This is a genomic window from Ruegeria sp. CDSC042 (genome assembly GCF_059610745.1).
Genome location: NZ_JBXWOF010000001.1, coordinates 426898 through 445258, shown reverse-complemented (window position 1 = coordinate 445258; position 18361 = coordinate 426898). Strand labels below are relative to the sequence as shown.

The following is an 18361-nucleotide window of genomic DNA, read 5'->3' as shown; positions in this document are numbered from 1 at the left end:
TCATCAGAACCCCAATCAGGCCCTGAACAATTGGTGCATTTGAACGAATTGCAGGATGTTCATGTGTAAAATGACGTCGAGATAACGACAAATTTGGCCTATAGGTCGGTCTCGGAACTGCCAAGGTCGCAATCGTCACAGTAGTATTACGGCGAAATGGCCAAAACGGAAAAAATGCCACCACGGGCGCAAGGCCCGAACAGCTCAGGGAAACGCCCCATGTCCGATGAAGAAGACATCGTCCTGTCCGAACTGAACGACGACGAACTGGTCGAACAGATGTTCGATGACCTTTACGACGGTCTGAAAGAAGAAATCGAAGAAGGTGTGAACATCCTGCTGGAGCGCGGATGGACACCTTATGACATCCTGACCAAGGCACTGGTCGGCGGCATGACGGTTGTGGGCCACGACTTCCGTGACGGCATTCTGTTCGTACCCGAGGTCTTGCTGGCCGCAAACGCAATGAAGGGCGGCATGTTTATCCTCAAGCCGCTGCTGGCCGAAACCGGCGCACCGCGCGTTGGTAAAATGGTGATCGGCACTGTTAAAGGCGACATTCACGACATTGGCAAAAACCTGGTGTCAATGATGATGGAAGGCGCCGGATTCGAGGTTGTTGATATCGGCATCAACAACCCCGTCGAAAACTATCTGGAAGCGCTTGATACCGAACAGCCCGATATTCTGGGCATGTCGGCCCTGCTGACGACGACCATGCCATATATGAAAGTCGTGATCGACACACTGATCGAACAGGGTCGGCGCGATGACTATATCGTTCTGGTTGGCGGCGCGCCCCTGAACGAAGAGTTCGGCAAGGCGATCGGTGCTGATGCCTATTGCCGTGACGCGGCCGTAGCTGTTGAAACGGCAAAGGATTTTGTCTCGCGCAAGCACAATCAGCTGGCGGGTTGATCGACATCTAAACCATTTCAGGGCCGTCCGGTTTTCGGGCGGCCTTTTTCATTTATTCACCCTACCCTGATCCGAAGCCGACATTATGTGTCGAATACGGGCTTGCCAGCCACCGAATAAGCCGATTTTCTAGATAACGAGAAAGAGGCGCGAAATGACTCAGGACCAACTTCCCGACGACGCCAGCCTGACAACGCAGGGCTATTCAGACCATCACGGCGCAGGGCGAATTCTGTTATTGGCCTGCGGTGCGCTGGCGCGGGAAATCCTGGACCTAAAGCGTCGTAATGGCTGGGATCATATGGAACTGACCTGCTTGCCCGCCATCTTGCACATCCACCCGGAACGGATCACGCAGGCGGTGGAAGAGGCCGTTGCCAAACACCGCGACCAATACGATAAAGTTTATGTCGTCTACGCAGATTGCGGCACCGGTGGCCTGTTACAGAAAGCCTGCGGGGAGATGGGCGTGGAGATGATTAAAGGGCCCCACTGCTATTCTTTCTTCGAGGGGAACCAGGTCTTTGAAAATCGCGGCGAGGATGAAACTACAGCGTTCTACCTAACAGATTTTCTGGCACGTCAATTCGATGCCTTCGTCTGGAAGCCGCTGGGGCTGGATCGCCACCCCGAGCTTAGGGAAATGTATTTCGGCAACTACACGAAACTGGTTTATCAGGCACAGACTGATGATGCGGCTCTGACCGAACGGGCCAAGGAGTGCGCAGACCGAATGGGCCTGGCTTTCGAGCGCCGTTTTACCGGTTATGGTGATCTGCAATCCACGCTGAGCGACTGGGCCAACCGCCCGCTTTAGGCGGCCTCTATCGCGACCTCGCGGATACGGTCGATCATCGCCCTCAAACCGTTAGATCGTTGCGCGGAAAGATGATCGTTTAACCCCAGCCGCGCCAGTTCGCCTCCTGCGTCAACCTGCGGGACTTCTTGAACCGGCAGGCCGTTATATAGGGATCGCAGAACCGCAATCAGCCCCCTCACGATCAGAGCATCACTGTCGCCGTCAAAATGAAAGGTCCCTCCCTCGACACTGGGATGCAGCCAGACCTGGCTGGCGCAACCATGGACTTTGGTTGCCTGCACCTTCAACGCATCATCCAATGGCGCCATCGCTTTCCCCTGCTCGATGACATGGCGGTACCGGTCTTCCCAGTCCTCCAGGAATTCGAAATCTTCGACGATTTCTTCAAAAGCAGGTGTCGCCATCTCGGGGCTGTCCTCTCATTGGGTTCACATTTTTGAACTATGATCCTGACCAGCATCTGTCCAGCCCCCCACGTGGCTTTTCAAACCCGGAAAAGTGCGATAACTCATTGCCATATAGACTGCTCTGGGTGTTGTGACGATGAAGAAATCACTGTCTGTTCTTTTGGCGGCTGCCTTGACCCTGTCGGCTTGCAGCGCTTGGCGTGATTCTCGGGTCAACCCGACAAACTGGTTTGGGTCCAGTACTCCGGCACCCTCTGAAGTCTCGGTGAACGATGCAAATGCGCTGGTTCCCCAGACAGACGATGGTGTTGGCCTGTTTTCCAAGAAGCCACCCGAGGATAAGAGCTTCCCGATCGCCAAGATCGAAGAATTGCGGATCGATCCAATTCCGAATGGAGCTATCGTTTACACGACTGGGATTGCTGCAAGGCAGGGTGCATATAATGCGCGGCTTGTTCGTGTTGAAAGCGAAGAGAATGCAAAAAACGGCATTCTCGAATTCACGTTCCGTGTCGACTACCCGTCATATGCGACAAGCCAGGGGACCGAACGGTCCCGAAGGGTATCCAATGCAATCAATATCAGCCGAGACGAGCTTGCAAACATTCGGCTGGTCCGTGTCAAAGGGGAACAAAATGCCCTGGAATCCCGCCGCAGATAATTCCTGCTAAAGCTCTACGACCGTGACGGTCTGCCCTTTAGCTGCCAGGGCGATTTTGCCATCGCACAGTTTCAGGGCATCTTCGCCGAATACCTCGAACCGCCAACCGGACATTGCAGGTAATTCCCGTTCACCGGCTGCGATCTGATCCAGTTCGGAACTGGTAGCAATCAGTTTGGCGGCCACGCCCGAGCTTTCCGTTTTTGATTTCAGCAGCACCCGCAATAGGTCGGCAAGCGCAGGATTTACCTTCAACTTGTCACGGCTGGTATCAATCTTGGGCAATTTTTCTGGTGGGCAATTAACACCCTTTTTGACGGCGGCCAGAATCCCATCCGCAATGACCCCTTTGCGGGCCTCGCGCAGCAGCAGGCGCGATCCACCCAAATCTGAGAAAGATTTCGGCTTGGTCGATGCCAGTTCGATCAGCGCGTCATCTTTGAACACACGGCTGCGCGGTACGTTGTTTTCCTGCGCATAGGCTTCGCGGAACTCGGCCAACTCGCGAACAACGGCCAGAAACTTGGCCGAGTTCGTCCGGGTTTTGATACGCTTCCACGCGTTTTCGGGCTGGATCTCATAGGTGCCGGATTGCGTCAGCGTGCGCAGCTCTTCGGCGACCCAATGGCTGCGCTTGGTTTTCGTCAGCTCGGCCGCCAGATATTCATAGATTTTCCGCAGATGCGTTACATCCGCCAGCGCATAGGTCTTTTGCGCCTCGGACAGCGGGCGGCGTGACCAGTCGGTGAATCGAGAGGTCTTGTCCACGCCTTCCTTACAAATCTTGCGCACCAGGGTTTCATAGCCAACCTGCTCGCCAAATCCGCAGACCATAGCAGCGACCTGCGTGTCGAACAGAGGGTTGGGGAACACACCCGCCTCAACCCAGAAAATCTCAAGATCCTGACGGGCTGCGTGAAATACTTTGACCACGCTTTCATCGGCGAAGAGCTCGTACAAAGGCTCCAGAGTCATCCCTTCGGCCAACGGGTCGACCAAAACGGCGCTGTCTTCGTCGGGCGACGGGACCGCCAGTTGAAGCAGGCAAAGTTTTGAATAGTAGGTCCGTTCGCGCAGGAACTCGGTATCTACGGTTACGTAATCAAAGGCCGCAGCCGCTTTGCAGAAATCGGCCAGCTCTTGCGTCGTCGTGAGGGTTTTCATTCGTGGTGCTATTCTTGCTTTTGTTTTTAATCACCCGTCAGTCCTACACGTTTCCGGGCCGTCGGGCGAACCATAGGCCGAATGGCAACCGCGTGTAAATCACCCCGCGGGATTCACGGCAAAAGCACCGGCGTGCGGTCATTTCCGGCAAAGCGGCGCAATACGGCCGGATAAAGCCTGTGTTCGTAGGTCAGAACGCGCGCCGCCAAAGTCTCAGGAGTGTCTCCAGCCTCAATATTCAGGCGGGCTTGCCCCAAGATCGGGCCATCGTCCAGCGCTGCGGTCACTTCGTGAACCGAGCATCCATGCTCGATATCACCTGCTGCAATCGCACGGGCATGGGTGTTCAGACCCTTGTATTTTGGCAACAGTGACGGGTGGATGTTCAGCATCCGACCCTGAAAGCGCGAGACGAAATCACCGGTCAGCACCCGCATGAACCCAGCCAAACACACGATGTCCGGTTGTGCTTGCTCTAACGGTTTCAGCAGCTCGGCCTCAAAAGCTGCGCGGTCGCCCTTGAATGGCCGGTGATCTACGGCTGCCGTTGCAATTCCCCGATCAGCTGCCTTCTTCAGTCCCCCAGCCTCAGCATCGTTCGACAAGACCAAACAAGGTCTGGCCGGATGGTCACCGGTCATGCTGTCGACCAGAGAGACCATATTCGACCCCCCACCTGAGAGCAGAATGGCGACGCGCTTATGGCTCACAGCAATTTGCCCGAATAGGCCACTCCTGCGGTGTCGGTTACGGTGCCAATCCGCGAAACCGTCTCACCAGCTTGGGCCAGCAGTGCCGACAGGTCGTCGGCCTGCTCTGCGCCGCAAACCACGATCATGCCGATGCCGCAGTTGAAAGTCTTGAGCATCTCGGATTCAGCAATACCGCCGGTTTCTGCCATCCAGCGGAATACGGGTGGCAAATCCCAAGAGTTCAAGTCGATCTGGGCACCCAGCCCTTCGGGCAGCACCCGTGGCAGGTTTTCGGTCAGGCCACCGCCGGTGATATGGGCGAGCGCATGCACCCCGCCTGTCCGGATCGCCTGTAGCGCAGGTTTCACGTAAAGGCGCGTCGGGGTCAGCAGTGCCTCGCCCAGCGATCCATCCCCAAAGGGCGATGCCGCATCCCAACCCAAGCCCGAAATCTCGACCAGCTTGCGCACTAGCGAATAGCCATTGGAATGCACCCCGTTTGAGGCCAGCCCAAGCAACACGTCACCCTGTTGAACATCTGCAGGAAGGTGTGCGCCGCGCTCCATCGCACCGACCGAAAACCCGGCCAAATCGAAATCACCATCGGGATACATGCCCGGCATCTCGGCAGTTTCGCCACCGATCAATGCGCAATCCGATTGAACGCAGCCTTCGGCAATGCCCTCAATAATCCGTGCGGCGGTCTCGGTATCCAGTTTGCCTGTTGCGAAATAGTCGAGGAAGAAAAGTGGCTCGGCACCCTGACAGATCAGATCGTTGACGCACATGGCCACAAGATCGATACCGACGCCATCGACCAGGCCTGTATCAATCGCGATCCGCAACTTGGTGCCAACACCGTCGGTGGCGCCGACAAGAATCGGGTCCCGATAACCTGCATCCTTCAGGTCGAACAATGCGCCGAACCCGCCCAGCCCGCTCATCACGCCGGATCTGTTGGTCCGCTTGGCAGCAGGTTTTATCCGGTCGACCAGAGCATTCCCCGCATCAATATCAACGCCCGCATCCGCGTAGGTGATTCCGTTTTTGCCCGCTGTCATGGCCAACCTCTTTTGAATGGTTCCCGCGCGGGTTAGTCGATTGTTGGAGATGTTGCAACGGTCAGGCTTGACGCGGGCGTTCACCATGATAGGCAAAGCGCCTAGGCGGGCCTGTAGCTCAATTGGTTAGAGCAGAGCGCTCATAACGCTTTGGTTGGGGGTTCGAGTCCCTCCGGGCCTACCAATTTCCGCAAATTTTCCTTTAGAAACAACGATCGATCAGCCCGAAAATAGATAGAGATGCTCCACGACCTAACAATAGGTTGCGAGGCAAGTGCCCCACGGTTTCAGGACATATCTTCGATTCCCGCCCGGGATATCCCGGTAACTTTTCAGGCGCTTGAATCAGTTTATCGGTCACTGAACATCCGACAATCCAAGATGAACTCACACCAGATTTGGCAGAGCAGAGGTCCGGTGCACGATGCTCTAGCGACCGATGATAATATCGGCACACAGACCGCCCAGATGTTCGCTCTTGCCCAATCGAAGCACGCCGCCATGGGCTCGGGCGACATCTGCCACAATGGCCAACCCCAGACCAACACCGCTGCCCCGATTCTGGTTGCGCGCAGGATCCAATCGCGAGAAAGGTTTGACCGCTTCGGTGCGCTGCTCGGGCGGAATACCCGGACCATCATCTTCGACGCGGATACGCAGCGATTTGGAGGAGACCGACAGGCTGATCTCAGCGCGATTTCCATACCTGACCGCATTCCCGATCAAGTTCTCTACCGCGCGACGAATAGCCGTCGGGCGCAACATCGCGGTTCCTGCGCCATCAACCTTTACCAATTCGACCTTATGCCCTGCCCTGCACGCATCCTTGACGATCTGCCGAAGGAACCTCTCAGGGTCTACGGATTCCGGCGCCACCTCTGCCGCTCCTTTGGAAAAGTCCAAAAACGCGTCCAGCAATAGCTGCATTTCATCCACGTCCTGTTGCAATGGCGCTGCCTCACCTTCGGGCAACAAAGACAGCCCAAGCTTGAGACGCGTCAAAGGCGTTCGCAAATCGTGGCTGACACCGGACAGCATCATGGTGCGCTGCTCCATCTGACGCTCAATCCGGGCGCGCATATCCAGAAACGCACTGCCAGCGGCCCGCACCTCGATCGCGCCGCCTGGCGAATAAGGAACAACCCGCCCGCGTCCGAACGCCTGTGCAGCCTCGGCCAGACGGGTGATCGGTCGTAGCTGGTTGCGCATGTACAAAAACGAAATGGTTGTCATGATGATCGCAAAGAACAAGACGGTCACAATCAACTGATGCGGCGCGGTTGGGGACAATCGCCGACGGTCGAAAGTTAGCTGCAATACACCCAAATCCGTCTGCAGATACAATCGAGCCTCCTGCCCGCTTGGCAAGGCGACCGCTACAAGATCGGGAAGCAAAGCGCGCAACTCGGATTCGACTTGAGGTGCAATGAAATCATACCAGCGGCGATTCCCGATGACTGGCGTTTCGTTTATCCCGAGAAACCGCAGTTTCATATCAAGCGCGGCCAGATCGGGCCGAAGTTCGGCCACCGCCTGATGCTGCGTTTCAGAATGTTCTATCACATCCGTAACCAGCGTAACCTCACGCGATGCGGCACGAGTCATTTGCGCGGTGACATCTTCCAGGTGCTTTTGCAAAAAGGCGACACTGATCACCAGCAGCATCACCACCACCGGCAAAATGAGAATCAAAGCCGCCCGTGCGTACAGGCTGCGCGGCATATAAAGTTTGAGCCATTGCGTCGTCATGGGTTAAACCTAACGGGCTGTTCAGACGAGAGAAAGAGTGCAGAATGCAAGCACCGGACGATTTCAATCCAATGCCAGGTCGAGATGACGAGTTACAACCGGGCCTAAGGCGGATTCTCGCCCCCAACCCGTCTCCGATGACATATCGCGGCACCAATACATACTTGCTTGGCCAAACCGATCTTGCGGTGATTGACCCCGGCCCTGCCAATGCGGACCATCTGGATGCAATCCTGAACGCGGTTAAACCCGGACAACGGATCAGCCACATCATTGTCACACATTCTCATCTGGACCACTCTCCGCTGGCTGCACCGCTGGCCGAACGAACGCAAGCAAAGATCATTGCTTTCGGAGGCCCTGAAGCAGGCCGCAGTGAGGTGATGTCCGAATTGGCCAATCAGGGGCTCGCAGGCGGAGGTGAAGGGATCGACACGGCGTTCCGCCCGCATATCGAAGTCGAAGATGGTGATGTAATCGCCGCCGAAGGGTGGCAGTTGAATGTGATCCATACGCCCGGTCATCTTGGTAACCATATTGCGCTGGGTTGGGGAGATGTCTGCTTTACCGCCGATCATGTGATGGGTTGGGCCAGTTCACTGGTGTCACCACCTGATGGTGATCTGACCGATTTCATGGCGGCTTGCGAAAAGCTAGGACAACATAACTGGTCCGTATTCCACGCAGGGCATGGCGCACCGATTAACGACCCTGCCAAAAGGCTCGATTGGTTGATCACCCACCGGCGCGCCCGGGAAAAACAGATTCTGTCCGCATTGGAAACCAGGCCAGGAACCGCCCGGGAATTGGCCGAGCGAATCTATACCGAAACCCCCGCTGCCCTGTTGCCCGCTGCCGAACGGAATGTATTCGCCCATCTCGTTGATCTTACATGCCGATTTCTGGTTGCACCGCAGTCAAAATTATCCGTCGGCGCGATCTTCGCCAGAACCCCATAGATGCCGAGGTAATTTTTTTTCCAAAACCGCGCTTCCCCTCTGGACGGCGAAATTTCGGGTTGCTATATGGCGCGAACCGTTCCGGCGTAGCTCAGCGGTAGAGCAGTTGACTGTTAATCAATTGGTCGTAGGTTCGATCCCTACCGCCGGAGCCAATTTCCCCAAAACACACCGCAAATTATCATGGATGCCCGCCTTCGCTGTGTGCATGTTTTTTCGACGAAAAAACTCACACCCCCCTCTGGACGGCGAAGAGTCGGGTTGCTATACGGCGCGAACCGTTCCGGCGTAGCTCAGCGGTAGAGCAGTTGACTGTTAATCAATTGGTCGTAGGTTCGATCCCTACCGCCGGAGCCAATCTTCCAAAATCTTCACGACTATAAAAACACCCTGCTTCAGGCCGTGCGCCATAACTCAGGGCAGATGATAAACGGTTTCAAAGGTTCATCTTCTAACTTTTCCATTCCCTTCAACCCAAAGTTGAGGGATAAGTTCCCAATTACATTTGCATTGAAGGACTTAGTCTGGGCCCAAGTTATTAGCAGGCTCAGGTGAACTTGAGATAAATTGAAAGAAGATTTTATGCCGGTCACGCTTGTCCCAAAGCCAAACCAGGCAGATCAGAAACGCCACTGGCAAGTCGCGAAACGGACATACGAGCATAAGGAAGTATCATGAAGCAGGTGAACTGTTTGATCATAGGTGCTGGTTTTGGCGGCATTGGTATGGGCTACCAGCTCAGACAAGCGGGAATCGACAGCTTCGCAATACTCGACAAGGCCACTGATTTTGGGGGCACTTGGCAGCATAACACCTATCCCGGTGCGGAATGCGATGTGCCCTCGCATTTGTATTCTTACTCTTTCAGCAAAACGCCGGACTGGAGCCGAAAATGGTCGGGACAGAAAGAGATTCTGGATTACATCCGGGATTGTGCGGAAACATTCGGAGTGATCGCGCATTTACGCCTTGGCTGCGCCGTCACTTCAGCAAGCTTCGATCCGACAAGTGAAATGTGGACTGTAACGACCAAGGGCAATGGAGATGAAACCTATCTCTGCCGCCACGTGGTTTGCTCGGTTGGTCAGTTGCACTTTCCCAACCGTATTGGGATACCGGGGATGAAGCTCTTCGGGGGAACCATATTCCATTCTGCCGAATGGCGCCATGATATCGACCTGAAGGACAAATCGGTTGCTGTGATTGGAAATGCAGCCAGCGCGCTGCAGTTCATCCCAGAGATCGCCAAACAGGCAGACATTCTGACAGTTTATCAACGCACGGCAAATTGGGTCATGCCCAAAGGCAACAAGACCTATGGCGAGAGCTTCAAGTCGCTGATGCGTTCGATGCCCTTCCTTCAAAAACTTTATCGCTTCCGCCTTTGGGCCGAGAATGAATTCAAGATCTTTCCAGTCATGAAAGGATCGAAACTGCACGAGATGCTGATGCAGAACATACTGAACCGGCATCTGGAAAAGACGATATCGGACCCAAAACTGCGCGAGGCGCTTCGGCCCAAATACCCGCCCGGCGCGCGTCGCCTTTTGGTCTCGGACAGCTACTATCAGACCCTGAACCAGGATAAGGTTGATCTGGTAACGGAGCGGATCGACTGTTTCACCAAAGATGGGATCAAGACCACAAACGGTACCGAACGCAACCATGATGTGGTCATTCTTGGCACCGGGTTCCAATCCAACCCCTTCCTGCAAGCTATTGATATCAAGGGACGTGATGGTATCTTGTTGCGCGATGTTTGGGATAAGGGTGGTGCGCGGGCCTATCTTGGTATTTCGGTTCCCAAATTCCCCAATCTGCACATTATTTACGGACCAAACACAAACCTTGGCCACACGACGGTACTGGCCATGATCGAAGCGCAAATCGGTTTTGTCATCCAACTTATCAAGGCGGCCGATCACGGCACGATCGAAGTAAAACCTGAGGCGGCATTGCGTTTCGATGACGAGATGCAACAGCGTCTTGCCAAAAGTCAGTGGGCGCGGATCAAGCGCAGCTATTACAAAGATGGCGAGCGGATAACCACCAACTGGCCAGGCAGTTCGTTCGAGTATTTCAGGCGCACGAGGAAACCCAAACTGGCAGATTTCAGGCGCGGAACTTCAGAAGGCTGAGGGGCTATAGATCTACGTTCGCCGCGAAGTCAGAAAACCCGGCAAACCATCTCGCTTGTGTCTGCCAGACCAGTGATCTTGCGCTAGGTACTCAGCAGACCTTTGAAGTCTTCCCGCAGGTTGCGTTTCAGGATCTTGCCAGTCGCGTTCAGTGGCAGCGCGTCCACAAAGACTACCCTGTCCGGGATCTGCCACTTGGCGATCTTACCACCAAAAAACGCCAGCAATTCTTCTTCGCTTGGGTTTGCCCCCTCGGCTTTCACCGCCACAAGAACGGGCCGTTCGTCCCATTTCGGATGCGGCACACCTACAACGGCTGCGCCTGCCAGCTTTGGATGTGCCACCGCGATATTTTCGAGCTCGACCGAACTGATCCATTCACCGCCGGATTTGATGATGTCCTTTGAGCGATCTCGGATCGTCATATACCCGTCCGGGTCCAGTGTCGCCACGTCGCCAGTGGCAAACCAACCGTCTTGCAACAGACCCTGATCCTGCATCATGAAATAGCTGTCCAATACCCAGTATCCGCGCACCATCAGGTCTCCCTGTGTTTCACCGTCGCGCGGAAGCTCATTGCCGAGATCATCAACGATTTTCAATTCGACCCCATAACAAGGACGGCCCTGACTTTCCCGAAGCCCATACTGCTCTTCTTTGGGCAGTTTTCCATGTTTCGCCAAGGGCTGGTTCGCGGTTCCCAGCGGGCTCATCTCGCTCATCCCCCAGGCGTGGACTGTATCAACACCGTAGGTTTCGCGGAACGTCTCGATCATCGACGGCGGACATGCCGCCCCACCAATAACTGTGCGCTCAAGACTGGACAGTTGACTGCCCGACTTCTTGGCAGAGGCCAGCAGACCCTGCCAGATCGTCGGCACACCCATGGCCAGTGTCACCCCATAGTTGTCAATCAAATTGACCAATGCCTCGCCATGCAAATCTGGTCCCGGTAATACCATCCGAGACCCCGACATCGCGCAAGCGTACGGCGATCCCCAAGCGTTCACATGGAACATCGGTACAACTGGCAGTACCACATCCATCGCCGAATACCCGATCACGTCACGCGTGTTGGACCCAAAACTGTGCAAAACTGTCGAGCGATGGGAATAGAGCACCCCCTTGGGGTTTCCGGTTGTGCCCGAGGTGTAACAAAGGCTTGAGGCTGTGTTTTCGTCCAGTCTGGGCCATTGATAGCCGGAATCACCGGTTTCGATCAGCTCATCATAGAACTGCACCCCTGGAACCTGCACGATTGCGTCATCATTCCGCGGACCCATAAACACGAAATGCTGCACCTCTGTCAGGTGGTCCTTCAAAGCGGCGACAAGCGGGATGAATGTGGCGTCGAAAAACAGAACCCGGTCCTGCGCATGATTGATGATATAGGTCAGCTGCTCTGGAAACAGCCTGGGGTTTACGGTGTGGCACACGAATCCAGCACCCGAAGTGCCATAATAAATTTCCAGATGGCGGCGGTTGTTCCATGCCAATGTCGCTATCCGAGCGTGCGGTTCCAGCCCAAGACCTAACAGTGCAGAACCCAATTTTCGCGCGTTTTCGGCGACTTGCGACCAGTTTGTTTCAGTTAAACTGCCGTCAGTTTCGACAGAATAAATCTCGGTTTGGCCATGATAGCGATCGGCATGCTCGATCAGTGACGAGATCAGCAACGGTTGCGTCATCATTTGTCCCAGCATGGACATCCTCCCTGTGTCGGGGCCGCTTTTTGCAGCACCTTCTTGTTTGCCACGCATCTTTGACTGTTGGCGCGGTCAAAAGAAATTCTGCCAAGCATTTAATTGTCTGACAATAGAAGAATGCGTCATGCAAGGGCTGCAAAGCTGGCTTTTATTCGGTTTCCCGGTGCAACATGGCATAGGCAACAAGGGCGGCGGTTGACCCGTCTTTGGTCTCGGTACCTTCTGCACCGTCCACGATTGGCCCCAGTGAAGTCGCCAGTTCCTTGCCCAGTTCAACGCCCCACTGGTCAAAAGAGTTGATCCCCAACAGGACCCCTTCGACGAATACGCGATGCTCGTACAGGGCGATGATCTGCCCCAGAACAAAAGGCGTTAGCTTGGGGTACATCAGCGTGGTCGAGGGACGATTGCCAGCAAACACCCGATGTCGGGCCTGACGTTCGCATTCTTCACCCGTCAACCCTTTGTCGGCCATGCGCTGCCGCGCCTCGTCCAGCGATCGGCCGCGCATCAGCGCCTCGGACTGGGCCAGACAGTTGGCCAGCAGCAGACGGTGATGGTGGGTCAGCTCGGGTTCATGTCCCTCGGCAGCGACCATGAATTCGCAAGGGATAACGTCTGTGCCCTGATGGATCAGCTGATAAAACGCATGCTGACCATTGGTACCAGGCTCACCCCAGACCACCGGACCCGAAGGAATGGTCAGCGCACTGCCGTCCATGGCAACGGATTTGCCATTCGACTCCATCTCGAGCTGCTGAAAATATGCGGGCAAGCGCAGGAGACGCTGATCGTATGGCAGCACGGCCCGGCTGGCATATCCCAGAACCTGCCGATGCCAGACACCGGTCAAAGCCAACATCACCGGCATATTCTCGGACCAATCGGCGGCGCAAAAATGCACGTCCATTGCCTGTCCACCACGCAAAAACGCGTCAAAGGCCGTCGAGCCTACGGCAATCATCACCGGCAGGCCCACAGGCCCCCAAACCGAATAACGTCCGCCGACCCAATCGGCGAAACCAAACACGCGCTGTTCGGGAATGCCAAAGGCCTGAGTCTTGTCCAAAGCACTGGAAACCGCAGCAAACTGTCGGGCCGGCTCCCCGCCGCCATCGACCATCCAGGCGCGCGCGGTGCGGGCATTGGTCATGGTTTCAATGGTCGTGAACGTCTTGGACGCGACAATCACAAGTGTCCGCGTCGGATCCAGCTGCCGTAGAACATCGGCAATATGTGCCCCGTCTACATTCGAGACATAGTGCAGCCGCGGCCCGTCGTGATACGGAGCCAGCGCATGCGTGGCCATAACCGGTCCCAGATCAGACCCACCAATTCCGATATTCACCACATCGGTAAAGCTGCCCCCTGCCCCGGACACGGCCCCCCCACGGACCTCTTCGGCAAAGACACGCATCCGCTGCAGCGTATCCAGAACGCCAGGCATGACATCCAGACCATCCACGTCGACCGGACCGCCATCCAGATTCCGCAATGCCGAATGCAGAACCGAGCGTTCTTCGGTTTCATTGATCTTGGCACCCGCAAACATCGCGTCGCGCCTGTCGGCAAGCCCCGCCTCGTCGCATAGGCGGATCAGGGCTGCGCGAATATCTGCGTCAATCTGCGTCTTTGAATAGTCAAACAGCATATCGCCCGTTGAGGTCGAGAAAACCTGTGCCCGATCCACGTCTTGTTCAAACAAGTCCAAAATGGAATGACCGCCATCTGACGCAAATGCCTTGAGAGTATCCAGGTTCATAACTCTACTCCGCCCAATGGACCGTCATGCCGCCCAACACAGCAGCAATCGGCGCCTCTTTGGGATGCAGGGACATGGCCCGGTCCAGCGCCTTGCGTTTGGTTTCCCCAAAAATCACCAGATGCTTAGACAATGCGCCGTCCAAGACCGGAGCCGTTAATGTAATCCGCGCCTCGGGCTGAACTTCGGGTCGGGCCACGGCCAAAGGTGGCGCATGCCCGTCCAATGCGGCCGCCAACCCGTCCATCCCCGGAAACAGCGAGGCGGTGTGCATATCTTCGCCCATACCCAGCATGAGAACCGAAAGAGGCAGCACAGGCGCAATCAAGCTTTCAATTTCGGGCAGCACCGATTCCGGATCTTTGCCATCCAGATACAGCGGCACATATTGCGCGACCGAGGCGCGATTGGTCAGCAAACGCTCTTGGATCAGCCGCGCATTTGCGCGATCGCTGTCGCTGGGCACGCACCGTTCATCCGTTGGCAGAATTCGGACCCGGTCCCAATCCAAATCAGCGGCACACAATCCGTCAAAGACCGGCCCGGGTGTGGTACCGCCCGGCACAGCAAAAGAGACCAGATCGTGATGCAGCAGCGCCGCCTCAAGATCTCCGGCGATAGCATTGGCCACGTCGATGGCTAGCATATCCCGGTCGGCGTATTCCTGAATTTTCATGGGTTTATCCCTTGCCAACGGCGACCGTCCCGTTTCATCAGCAGCTCGGCGTCGCCCGGCCCAGTGCTGCCGCTCTCATAAGGTTTCGGCACATCGCCACGCGCCTGCCATCCTGCGATGATCGGGTCTGTCCAGGCCCAGGCGGCCTCGACCTCATCACCGCGCATGAACAGCGTCTGATTGCCTCGGATCACATCCATCACCAGACGTTCATAGGCGTCTGGCGGGTCCTGGTTCTCGGCGCCCAATGCCTCGGCAAAGCTCATGTCCAAGGGCACGTCGACCAAACGCATGCCGCCTTGCCCGGGCTCTTTGATCGTCACTTTCAGCGTGATGCCCTCATTTGGCTGCAGGCGGATCGACAGCGCATTCGCATGACGCCCGGCATCCGCTCCAAAGATCGAGTGCGGCGCGTCTTTGAACATCACATTGATCACCGAAGACCGGGCCACAAGGCGCTTGCCCGTGCGCAAGTAGAACGGTGTTCCTGCCCATCGCCAGTTGCTGATATGCGCCCGCAGCGCCACATAGCTTTCCGTGGTCGAGCGCGGATTTCCAACCGCTTTGCGGTAACTTGAACTTTCGCTCTCAAACTGCCCCCGCACGATATGATGTGGCTTTACCGGGTCCAGAGCGCGAATGACCTTGAGCTTTTCATCACGCACCGCGTCCGGGTCAAACTTGGCCGGAGGCTCCATCGCGATCAGACACAAAAGCTGCATCAGGTGGTTCTGCATCATGTCGCGCATCGCACCGGCGCGCTCGTAATACTCTTCACGGCCGTTAATTCCGACGGATTCGGCTACGGTGATCTGGATATGGTCGACATACTGGCTGTTCCAAAGTGGTTCGAACAACATGTTGCCGAACCGAACAGCCATCAGGTTTTGGACGGTTTCCTTGCCCAGATAGTGGTCGATTCGATAGATTTGACTTTCCCTGAAATGCGCGGCCAGCGTGGCATTCAAAGCCCGCGCACTTTCCAGATCATGGCCAAAGGGTTTTTCAACCACGATCCTCGTCTGCGGCGTTGTCAGATCATACGCCTCGATCCGTTCCGCCAGAGGGCCAAACAACCGCGGCCCCACCGAAAAATAGAACGCCCGAACCCGATCCGGCTGAAGTTTCTGCGCAAGCTCGGCCCAGCCATGATCCGCAACAGCATCCAATGCCACATAATCAACCCGCTGCAAAAACGCGTTCAGCGCAGCGGTGTCCTGACTGTGTCGTCCGGCATGTGCCTCAAGCGAGTTGCGGACCAAATTGCGGAACTTGTCACGGTCGTAATCCGTTCGGGCCGCCCCGATTACTTGCGCGCCTTCAGCCCATTGGCCAGCACAAAACCGGCGAAACAGAGCGGGCAGGATTTTACCCTGCGCCAGATCGCCGGTTCCGCCAAAAATGACCAGATCAAAAGGGTCTACAGGTATGACGCGAGAAACCATGTGTTTTCCTTACCTTGCCCTATGCTCAATGTCCAATGTTAGCGCAACCATTTTTGCGGATTTCCGCGACATCAATTCTCTGTCAGCTCACCCATGTCTCACTTTGCGAAACGGTCTGAAACCTCTAATTCAAGGTGACAACAGAAAAGAACCGGAAACCGGAATGAAAGACAACGCCCCTCAGATCGTCAATATCGGCAAGTTTCAAAACAAATTGGTGACAGCGGATGGCCAGACTCGTGCCTCGGTGGCGTTGACCAACCCCGAGACGCTCTGGTTCAATACCGGGACTTTGTGCAACATCGAATGTGTGAACTGCTATATCGAAAGCAGCCCGACCAATGATGCGTTGGTCTATATCTCGGCGGATGAAGTGCGAGACTATCTGGACCAGATCGAAGACAGAAACTGGCCCGTGCGTGAGATTGGCTTTACCGGTGGTGAGCCGTTCATGAACCCCGACATGATCGAGATGGCACGCGCTGCGCTGGAACGCGGCTATGAGGTGTTGATCCTGACCAACGCCATGCGGCCAATGATGCGCCAGAAGATGCGCGAGGGATTGACTGAACTTCAGCGCGACTACGCTGGGAAACTGACGCTGCGGGTATCGCTCGACCATTATCGTGCCGACCTGCACGATAAGGAACGTGGCAAAGGCAGTTTTGACAAAACCGTGGAAGGTATGAAGTGGCTACTCGATGGCGGATTCCGGATGGCTGTTGCCGGCAGAACCGTATGGGGCGAGGACGATGAAAAAAGCCGTCAGGGATATGCTACGTTATTCAACCACCACGGGTTTGGCATCGACGCGCATGACCCTGCGCGAACGGTCCTTTTCCCTGAAATGGACGAAACCGTCGAAGTGCCGGAAATTACCACCGCCTGCTGGGGTATCCTGGACAAATCACCCGCGACTGTGATGTGCGCCAGTGCCCGGATGGTGGTCAAACGCAAGGGCGCTGAAAAACCGGCCGTTCTGGCCTGCACGTTGCTGCCTTATGAGCCGGAGTTCGAGATGGGGCATACGCTGGCCGAGGCGGAAACGGACGTGCACCTTAACCATCCGCATTGTGCCAAATTCTGCGTTCTGGGCGGGGCCAGCTGCTCGGGTTGATCAGTTCAGTTCCGGCGATTTCCAGAATTTTGTACCCGACGCGCCCGCTGCCACGCGCCACCCTGTCTTGGACAGTGCAAAAAAGGACCGACCGTCGCTGAAGCGCACGGTTTCCGTCGTGTTTTCGTCGCCGTACATGGCACCGGTTTCGGCGGTCGCGTCATAGCCTTGAGTGATGAACTTATCCAGATCAGCAGATGTTTCGAACATGATCACAAATTTGGATTCAAAACCGCCGATGCCGATCGCGCCACCCACGCCGCCTGTTCCCATGTTCATATATGTGTGCTGGCCGGTGTCCTTTGACACCGCCACACCCCGCCCATACCCAGCCGAGACTGGAAACACCGTAACCTTGCGCGAGTCGAACACGGCATAGCCGGCACAGACCTCGTACAACGCATGCGCTTCGGGATTTTCGGCCAGCAACTGATCCAGAATCTGCGTGGCCAATGTGTCCAGCTTGGCGCGCGTCTCTTCCGGAGTGGCCTCATTGCTTAGCAATTCGGTGGTCGAGTCAACCGTACCCTCAACAGCTTTCGCGCCTTTATCGATTGTCTCGCCAACGGTTTCGGCCCCTTGCCCTACAACGTCAGCCGCGTTTGACGCGCCTTTTTTGATCTTGTCCAAAACTCCCTCAGCGGCGACTGACCCACCAAGCAAAACGGCGGCGACAAACAGCAACATTCTGGGCATGGGACATTTCCTTAGCTGATCAATGGTTTGGACACGACCCTAGCCTAAGAAAATCAAATGGAACACGCCCTTTCGTTACACAGCCAATAATCTGTCAGTGCGGCTAATTCACCCGAAACTCGCCAACTTGATTGCGCCACTCTCCGGGCGCGATCATCTTACGGTGGGTGAATTTTACGGAATGTAAGGGGCCTTCGATCTCTCGCTGCCAGAAATCAATAAACTCGAACAGTTTCGGATGATCCGGCGCCAGATCGTATTCCTGCCAGATGAAGGTGTTCAGAACATGGATATAGTCGGGCATGTGGTAGAATAATTCCGCCGTTGTCAGCCCATATCCTTTAAGCATCAATTCCGTTTCGCTGCGCTCCATTTCGACCTCAATATTAA

The 18361-nt window shown here is 55.7% G+C and carries 17 protein-coding genes and 3 tRNA genes; 9 read left to right on the top strand and 11 right to left on the bottom strand.

What is annotated here, in order from left to right; translation table 11 throughout:
- Positions 1-219 precede the first annotated feature (219 nt).
- A complete protein-coding gene (locus AC2FHX_RS02220; RefSeq protein WP_271947279.1) occupies positions 220-918 on the top strand; it encodes a corrinoid protein in 699 nt (232 codons plus the stop codon).
- Between the two features lie 154 nt (positions 919-1072).
- A complete protein-coding gene (locus tag AC2FHX_RS02215) occupies positions 1073-1735 on the top strand; it encodes a DUF1638 domain-containing protein (RefSeq protein WP_496700427.1) in 663 nt (220 codons plus the stop codon).
- Here the strand turns inward: AC2FHX_RS02215 and AC2FHX_RS02210 are convergent.
- On the bottom strand, positions 1732-2142 hold the full coding sequence (locus AC2FHX_RS02210; protein WP_496700428.1) for a SufE family protein: 411 nt from the start codon (positions 2140-2142) through the stop codon (positions 1732-1734). The two genes, AC2FHX_RS02215 and AC2FHX_RS02210, sit on opposite strands and share 4 nt — an antisense overlap.
- Before the next feature lie 139 nt (positions 2143-2281).
- Between AC2FHX_RS02210 and AC2FHX_RS02205 the strand changes: the two genes are divergently transcribed.
- Entirely contained in the window at positions 2282-2806 is a 525-nt protein-coding gene (locus AC2FHX_RS02205) for a hypothetical protein (RefSeq protein WP_271947285.1), read from the top strand.
- Between the two features lie 6 nt (positions 2807-2812).
- Here AC2FHX_RS02205 and rnd read toward each other — a convergent pair whose 3' ends face one another.
- The 3 genes from rnd to purM form a co-directional block, all read right to left on the bottom strand.
- On the bottom strand, positions 2813-3970 hold the full coding sequence (gene rnd / locus AC2FHX_RS02200) for a ribonuclease D (protein WP_496688199.1): 1158 nt from the start codon (positions 3968-3970) through the stop codon (positions 2813-2815).
- 113 nt (positions 3971-4083) lie between these two features.
- Positions 4084-4680 (bottom strand): phosphoribosylglycinamide formyltransferase, encoded by a 597-nt coding sequence (gene purN / locus AC2FHX_RS02195; RefSeq protein ID WP_496695576.1) that lies wholly within the window; start codon positions 4678-4680, stop codon positions 4084-4086.
- A complete protein-coding gene (purM, locus tag AC2FHX_RS02190) occupies positions 4677-5723 on the bottom strand; it encodes a phosphoribosylformylglycinamidine cyclo-ligase (RefSeq protein WP_282021209.1) in 1047 nt (348 codons plus the stop codon). The genes purN and purM overlap by 4 nt, the downstream gene beginning before the upstream one ends.
- A 107-nt stretch (positions 5724-5830) precedes the next feature.
- Here purM and AC2FHX_RS02185 point away from each other — a divergent pair.
- Positions 5831-5907 (top strand) — tRNA-Ile (locus AC2FHX_RS02185).
- A gap of 245 nt (positions 5908-6152) precedes the next feature.
- Here the strand turns inward: AC2FHX_RS02185 and AC2FHX_RS02180 are convergent.
- Positions 6153-7472, bottom strand: a complete 1320-nt coding sequence (locus AC2FHX_RS02180; protein ID WP_142633580.1) for an ATP-binding protein — start codon at positions 7470-7472, stop codon at positions 6153-6155.
- Between the two features lie 44 nt (positions 7473-7516).
- On the opposite strand from AC2FHX_RS02180, the gene AC2FHX_RS02175 reads away from it, so the two are divergent.
- From AC2FHX_RS02175 to AC2FHX_RS02160, 4 genes are all read left to right on the top strand, one after another.
- The gene (locus AC2FHX_RS02175) at positions 7517-8431 is read left to right on the top strand and encodes an MBL fold metallo-hydrolase (protein ID WP_496700429.1); all 915 of its coding nucleotides are present in this window, start codon (positions 7517-7519) and stop codon (positions 8429-8431) included.
- 80 nt (positions 8432-8511) lie between these two features.
- Positions 8512-8586: transfer RNA gene (locus tag AC2FHX_RS02170), tRNA-Asn, on the top strand.
- Positions 8587-8713: 127 nt separating this feature from the next.
- Positions 8714-8788 (top strand) — tRNA-Asn (locus tag AC2FHX_RS02165).
- A 317-nt stretch (positions 8789-9105) separates the two neighbouring features.
- On the top strand, positions 9106-10569 hold the full coding sequence (locus AC2FHX_RS02160) for a flavin-containing monooxygenase (protein ID WP_496700440.1): 1464 nt from the start codon (positions 9106-9108) through the stop codon (positions 10567-10569).
- A gap of 83 nt (positions 10570-10652) precedes the next feature.
- Here AC2FHX_RS02160 and AC2FHX_RS02155 read toward each other — a convergent pair whose 3' ends face one another.
- The 4 genes from AC2FHX_RS02155 to zwf form a co-directional block, all read right to left on the bottom strand.
- Complete coding sequence (locus tag AC2FHX_RS02155; RefSeq protein WP_496700441.1) at positions 10653-12272, bottom strand: long-chain-fatty-acid--CoA ligase; 1620 nt, start codon at positions 12270-12272, stop codon at positions 10653-10655.
- Between the two features lie 151 nt (positions 12273-12423).
- Positions 12424-14037 carry a glucose-6-phosphate isomerase gene (gene pgi, locus AC2FHX_RS02150; protein WP_496700442.1) on the bottom strand — a complete coding sequence of 538 codons (1614 nt, stop codon included), beginning with the start codon at positions 14035-14037 and terminating at the stop codon, positions 12424-12426.
- Positions 14038-14041: 4 nt separating this feature from the next.
- Positions 14042-14713, bottom strand: a complete 672-nt coding sequence (pgl, locus tag AC2FHX_RS02145) for a 6-phosphogluconolactonase (RefSeq protein WP_142633575.1) — start codon at positions 14711-14713, stop codon at positions 14042-14044.
- The gene (zwf, locus tag AC2FHX_RS02140) at positions 14710-16158 is read right to left on the bottom strand and encodes a glucose-6-phosphate dehydrogenase (protein ID WP_496700443.1); all 1449 of its coding nucleotides are present in this window, start codon (positions 16156-16158) and stop codon (positions 14710-14712) included. Before zwf ends, pgl begins: the two co-directional genes overlap by 4 nt.
- Before the next feature lie 163 nt (positions 16159-16321).
- Here zwf and AC2FHX_RS02135 point away from each other — a divergent pair, with 163 nt between their 5' ends.
- Positions 16322-17275 carry a radical SAM protein gene (locus tag AC2FHX_RS02135; RefSeq protein WP_496700444.1) on the top strand — a complete coding sequence of 318 codons (954 nt, stop codon included), beginning with the start codon at positions 16322-16324 and terminating at the stop codon, positions 17273-17275.
- On the opposite strand, the gene AC2FHX_RS02130 is transcribed toward AC2FHX_RS02135, so the two are convergent.
- A complete protein-coding gene (locus AC2FHX_RS02130; RefSeq protein WP_496700445.1) occupies positions 17276-17971 on the bottom strand; it encodes a lipid-binding SYLF domain-containing protein in 696 nt (231 codons plus the stop codon). It abuts the gene before it with no gap.
- A 103-nt stretch (positions 17972-18074) separates the two neighbouring features.
- Positions 18075-18344, bottom strand: coding sequence for an usg protein (locus AC2FHX_RS02125; RefSeq protein ID WP_142633572.1), 270 nt, complete (start codon positions 18342-18344; stop codon positions 18075-18077).
- Positions 18345-18361: the final 17 nt, after the last annotated feature.

Bases quoted from the DNA above. Each gene is read 5' to 3' on its own strand.
- AC2FHX_RS02130 (WP_496700445.1), bottom strand. From the start codon at position 17,971: ATGCCCAGAATGTTGCTGTTTGTCGCCGCCGTTTTGCTTGGTGGGTCA.
- rnd (WP_496688199.1), bottom strand. From the start codon at position 3,970: ATGAAAACCCTCACGACGACGCAAGAGCTGGCCGATTTCTGCAAAGCG.
- AC2FHX_RS02215 (WP_496700427.1), top strand. From the start codon at position 1,073: ATGACTCAGGACCAACTTCCCGACGACGCCAGCCTGACAACGCAGGGC.
- AC2FHX_RS02180 (WP_142633580.1), bottom strand. From the start codon at position 7,472: ATGACGACGCAATGGCTCAAACTTTATATGCCGCGCAGCCTGTACGCA.
- AC2FHX_RS02210 (WP_496700428.1), bottom strand. From the start codon at position 2,142: ATGGCGACACCTGCTTTTGAAGAAATCGTCGAAGATTTCGAATTCCTG.
- pgl (WP_142633575.1), bottom strand. From the start codon at position 14,713: ATGAAAATTCAGGAATACGCCGACCGGGATATGCTAGCCATCGACGTG.
- AC2FHX_RS02160 (WP_496700440.1), top strand. From the start codon at position 9,106: ATGAAGCAGGTGAACTGTTTGATCATAGGTGCTGGTTTTGGCGGCATT.
- purM (WP_282021209.1), bottom strand. From the start codon at position 5,723: ATGACAGCGGGCAAAAACGGAATCACCTACGCGGATGCGGGCGTTGAT.
- AC2FHX_RS02135 (WP_496700444.1), top strand. From the start codon at position 16,322: ATGAAAGACAACGCCCCTCAGATCGTCAATATCGGCAAGTTTCAAAAC.
- zwf (WP_496700443.1), bottom strand. From the start codon at position 16,158: ATGGTTTCTCGCGTCATACCTGTAGACCCTTTTGATCTGGTCATTTTT.
- AC2FHX_RS02175 (WP_496700429.1), top strand. From the start codon at position 7,517: ATGCAAGCACCGGACGATTTCAATCCAATGCCAGGTCGAGATGACGAG.
- AC2FHX_RS02220 (WP_271947279.1), top strand. From the start codon at position 220: ATGTCCGATGAAGAAGACATCGTCCTGTCCGAACTGAACGACGACGAA.
- AC2FHX_RS02155 (WP_496700441.1), bottom strand. From the start codon at position 12,272: ATGCTGGGACAAATGATGACGCAACCGTTGCTGATCTCGTCACTGATC.
- AC2FHX_RS02205 (WP_271947285.1), top strand. From the start codon at position 2,282: ATGAAGAAATCACTGTCTGTTCTTTTGGCGGCTGCCTTGACCCTGTCG.
- AC2FHX_RS02125 (WP_142633572.1), bottom strand. From the start codon at position 18,344: ATGGAGCGCAGCGAAACGGAATTGATGCTTAAAGGATATGGGCTGACA.
- pgi (WP_496700442.1), bottom strand. From the start codon at position 14,037: ATGAACCTGGATACTCTCAAGGCATTTGCGTCAGATGGCGGTCATTCC.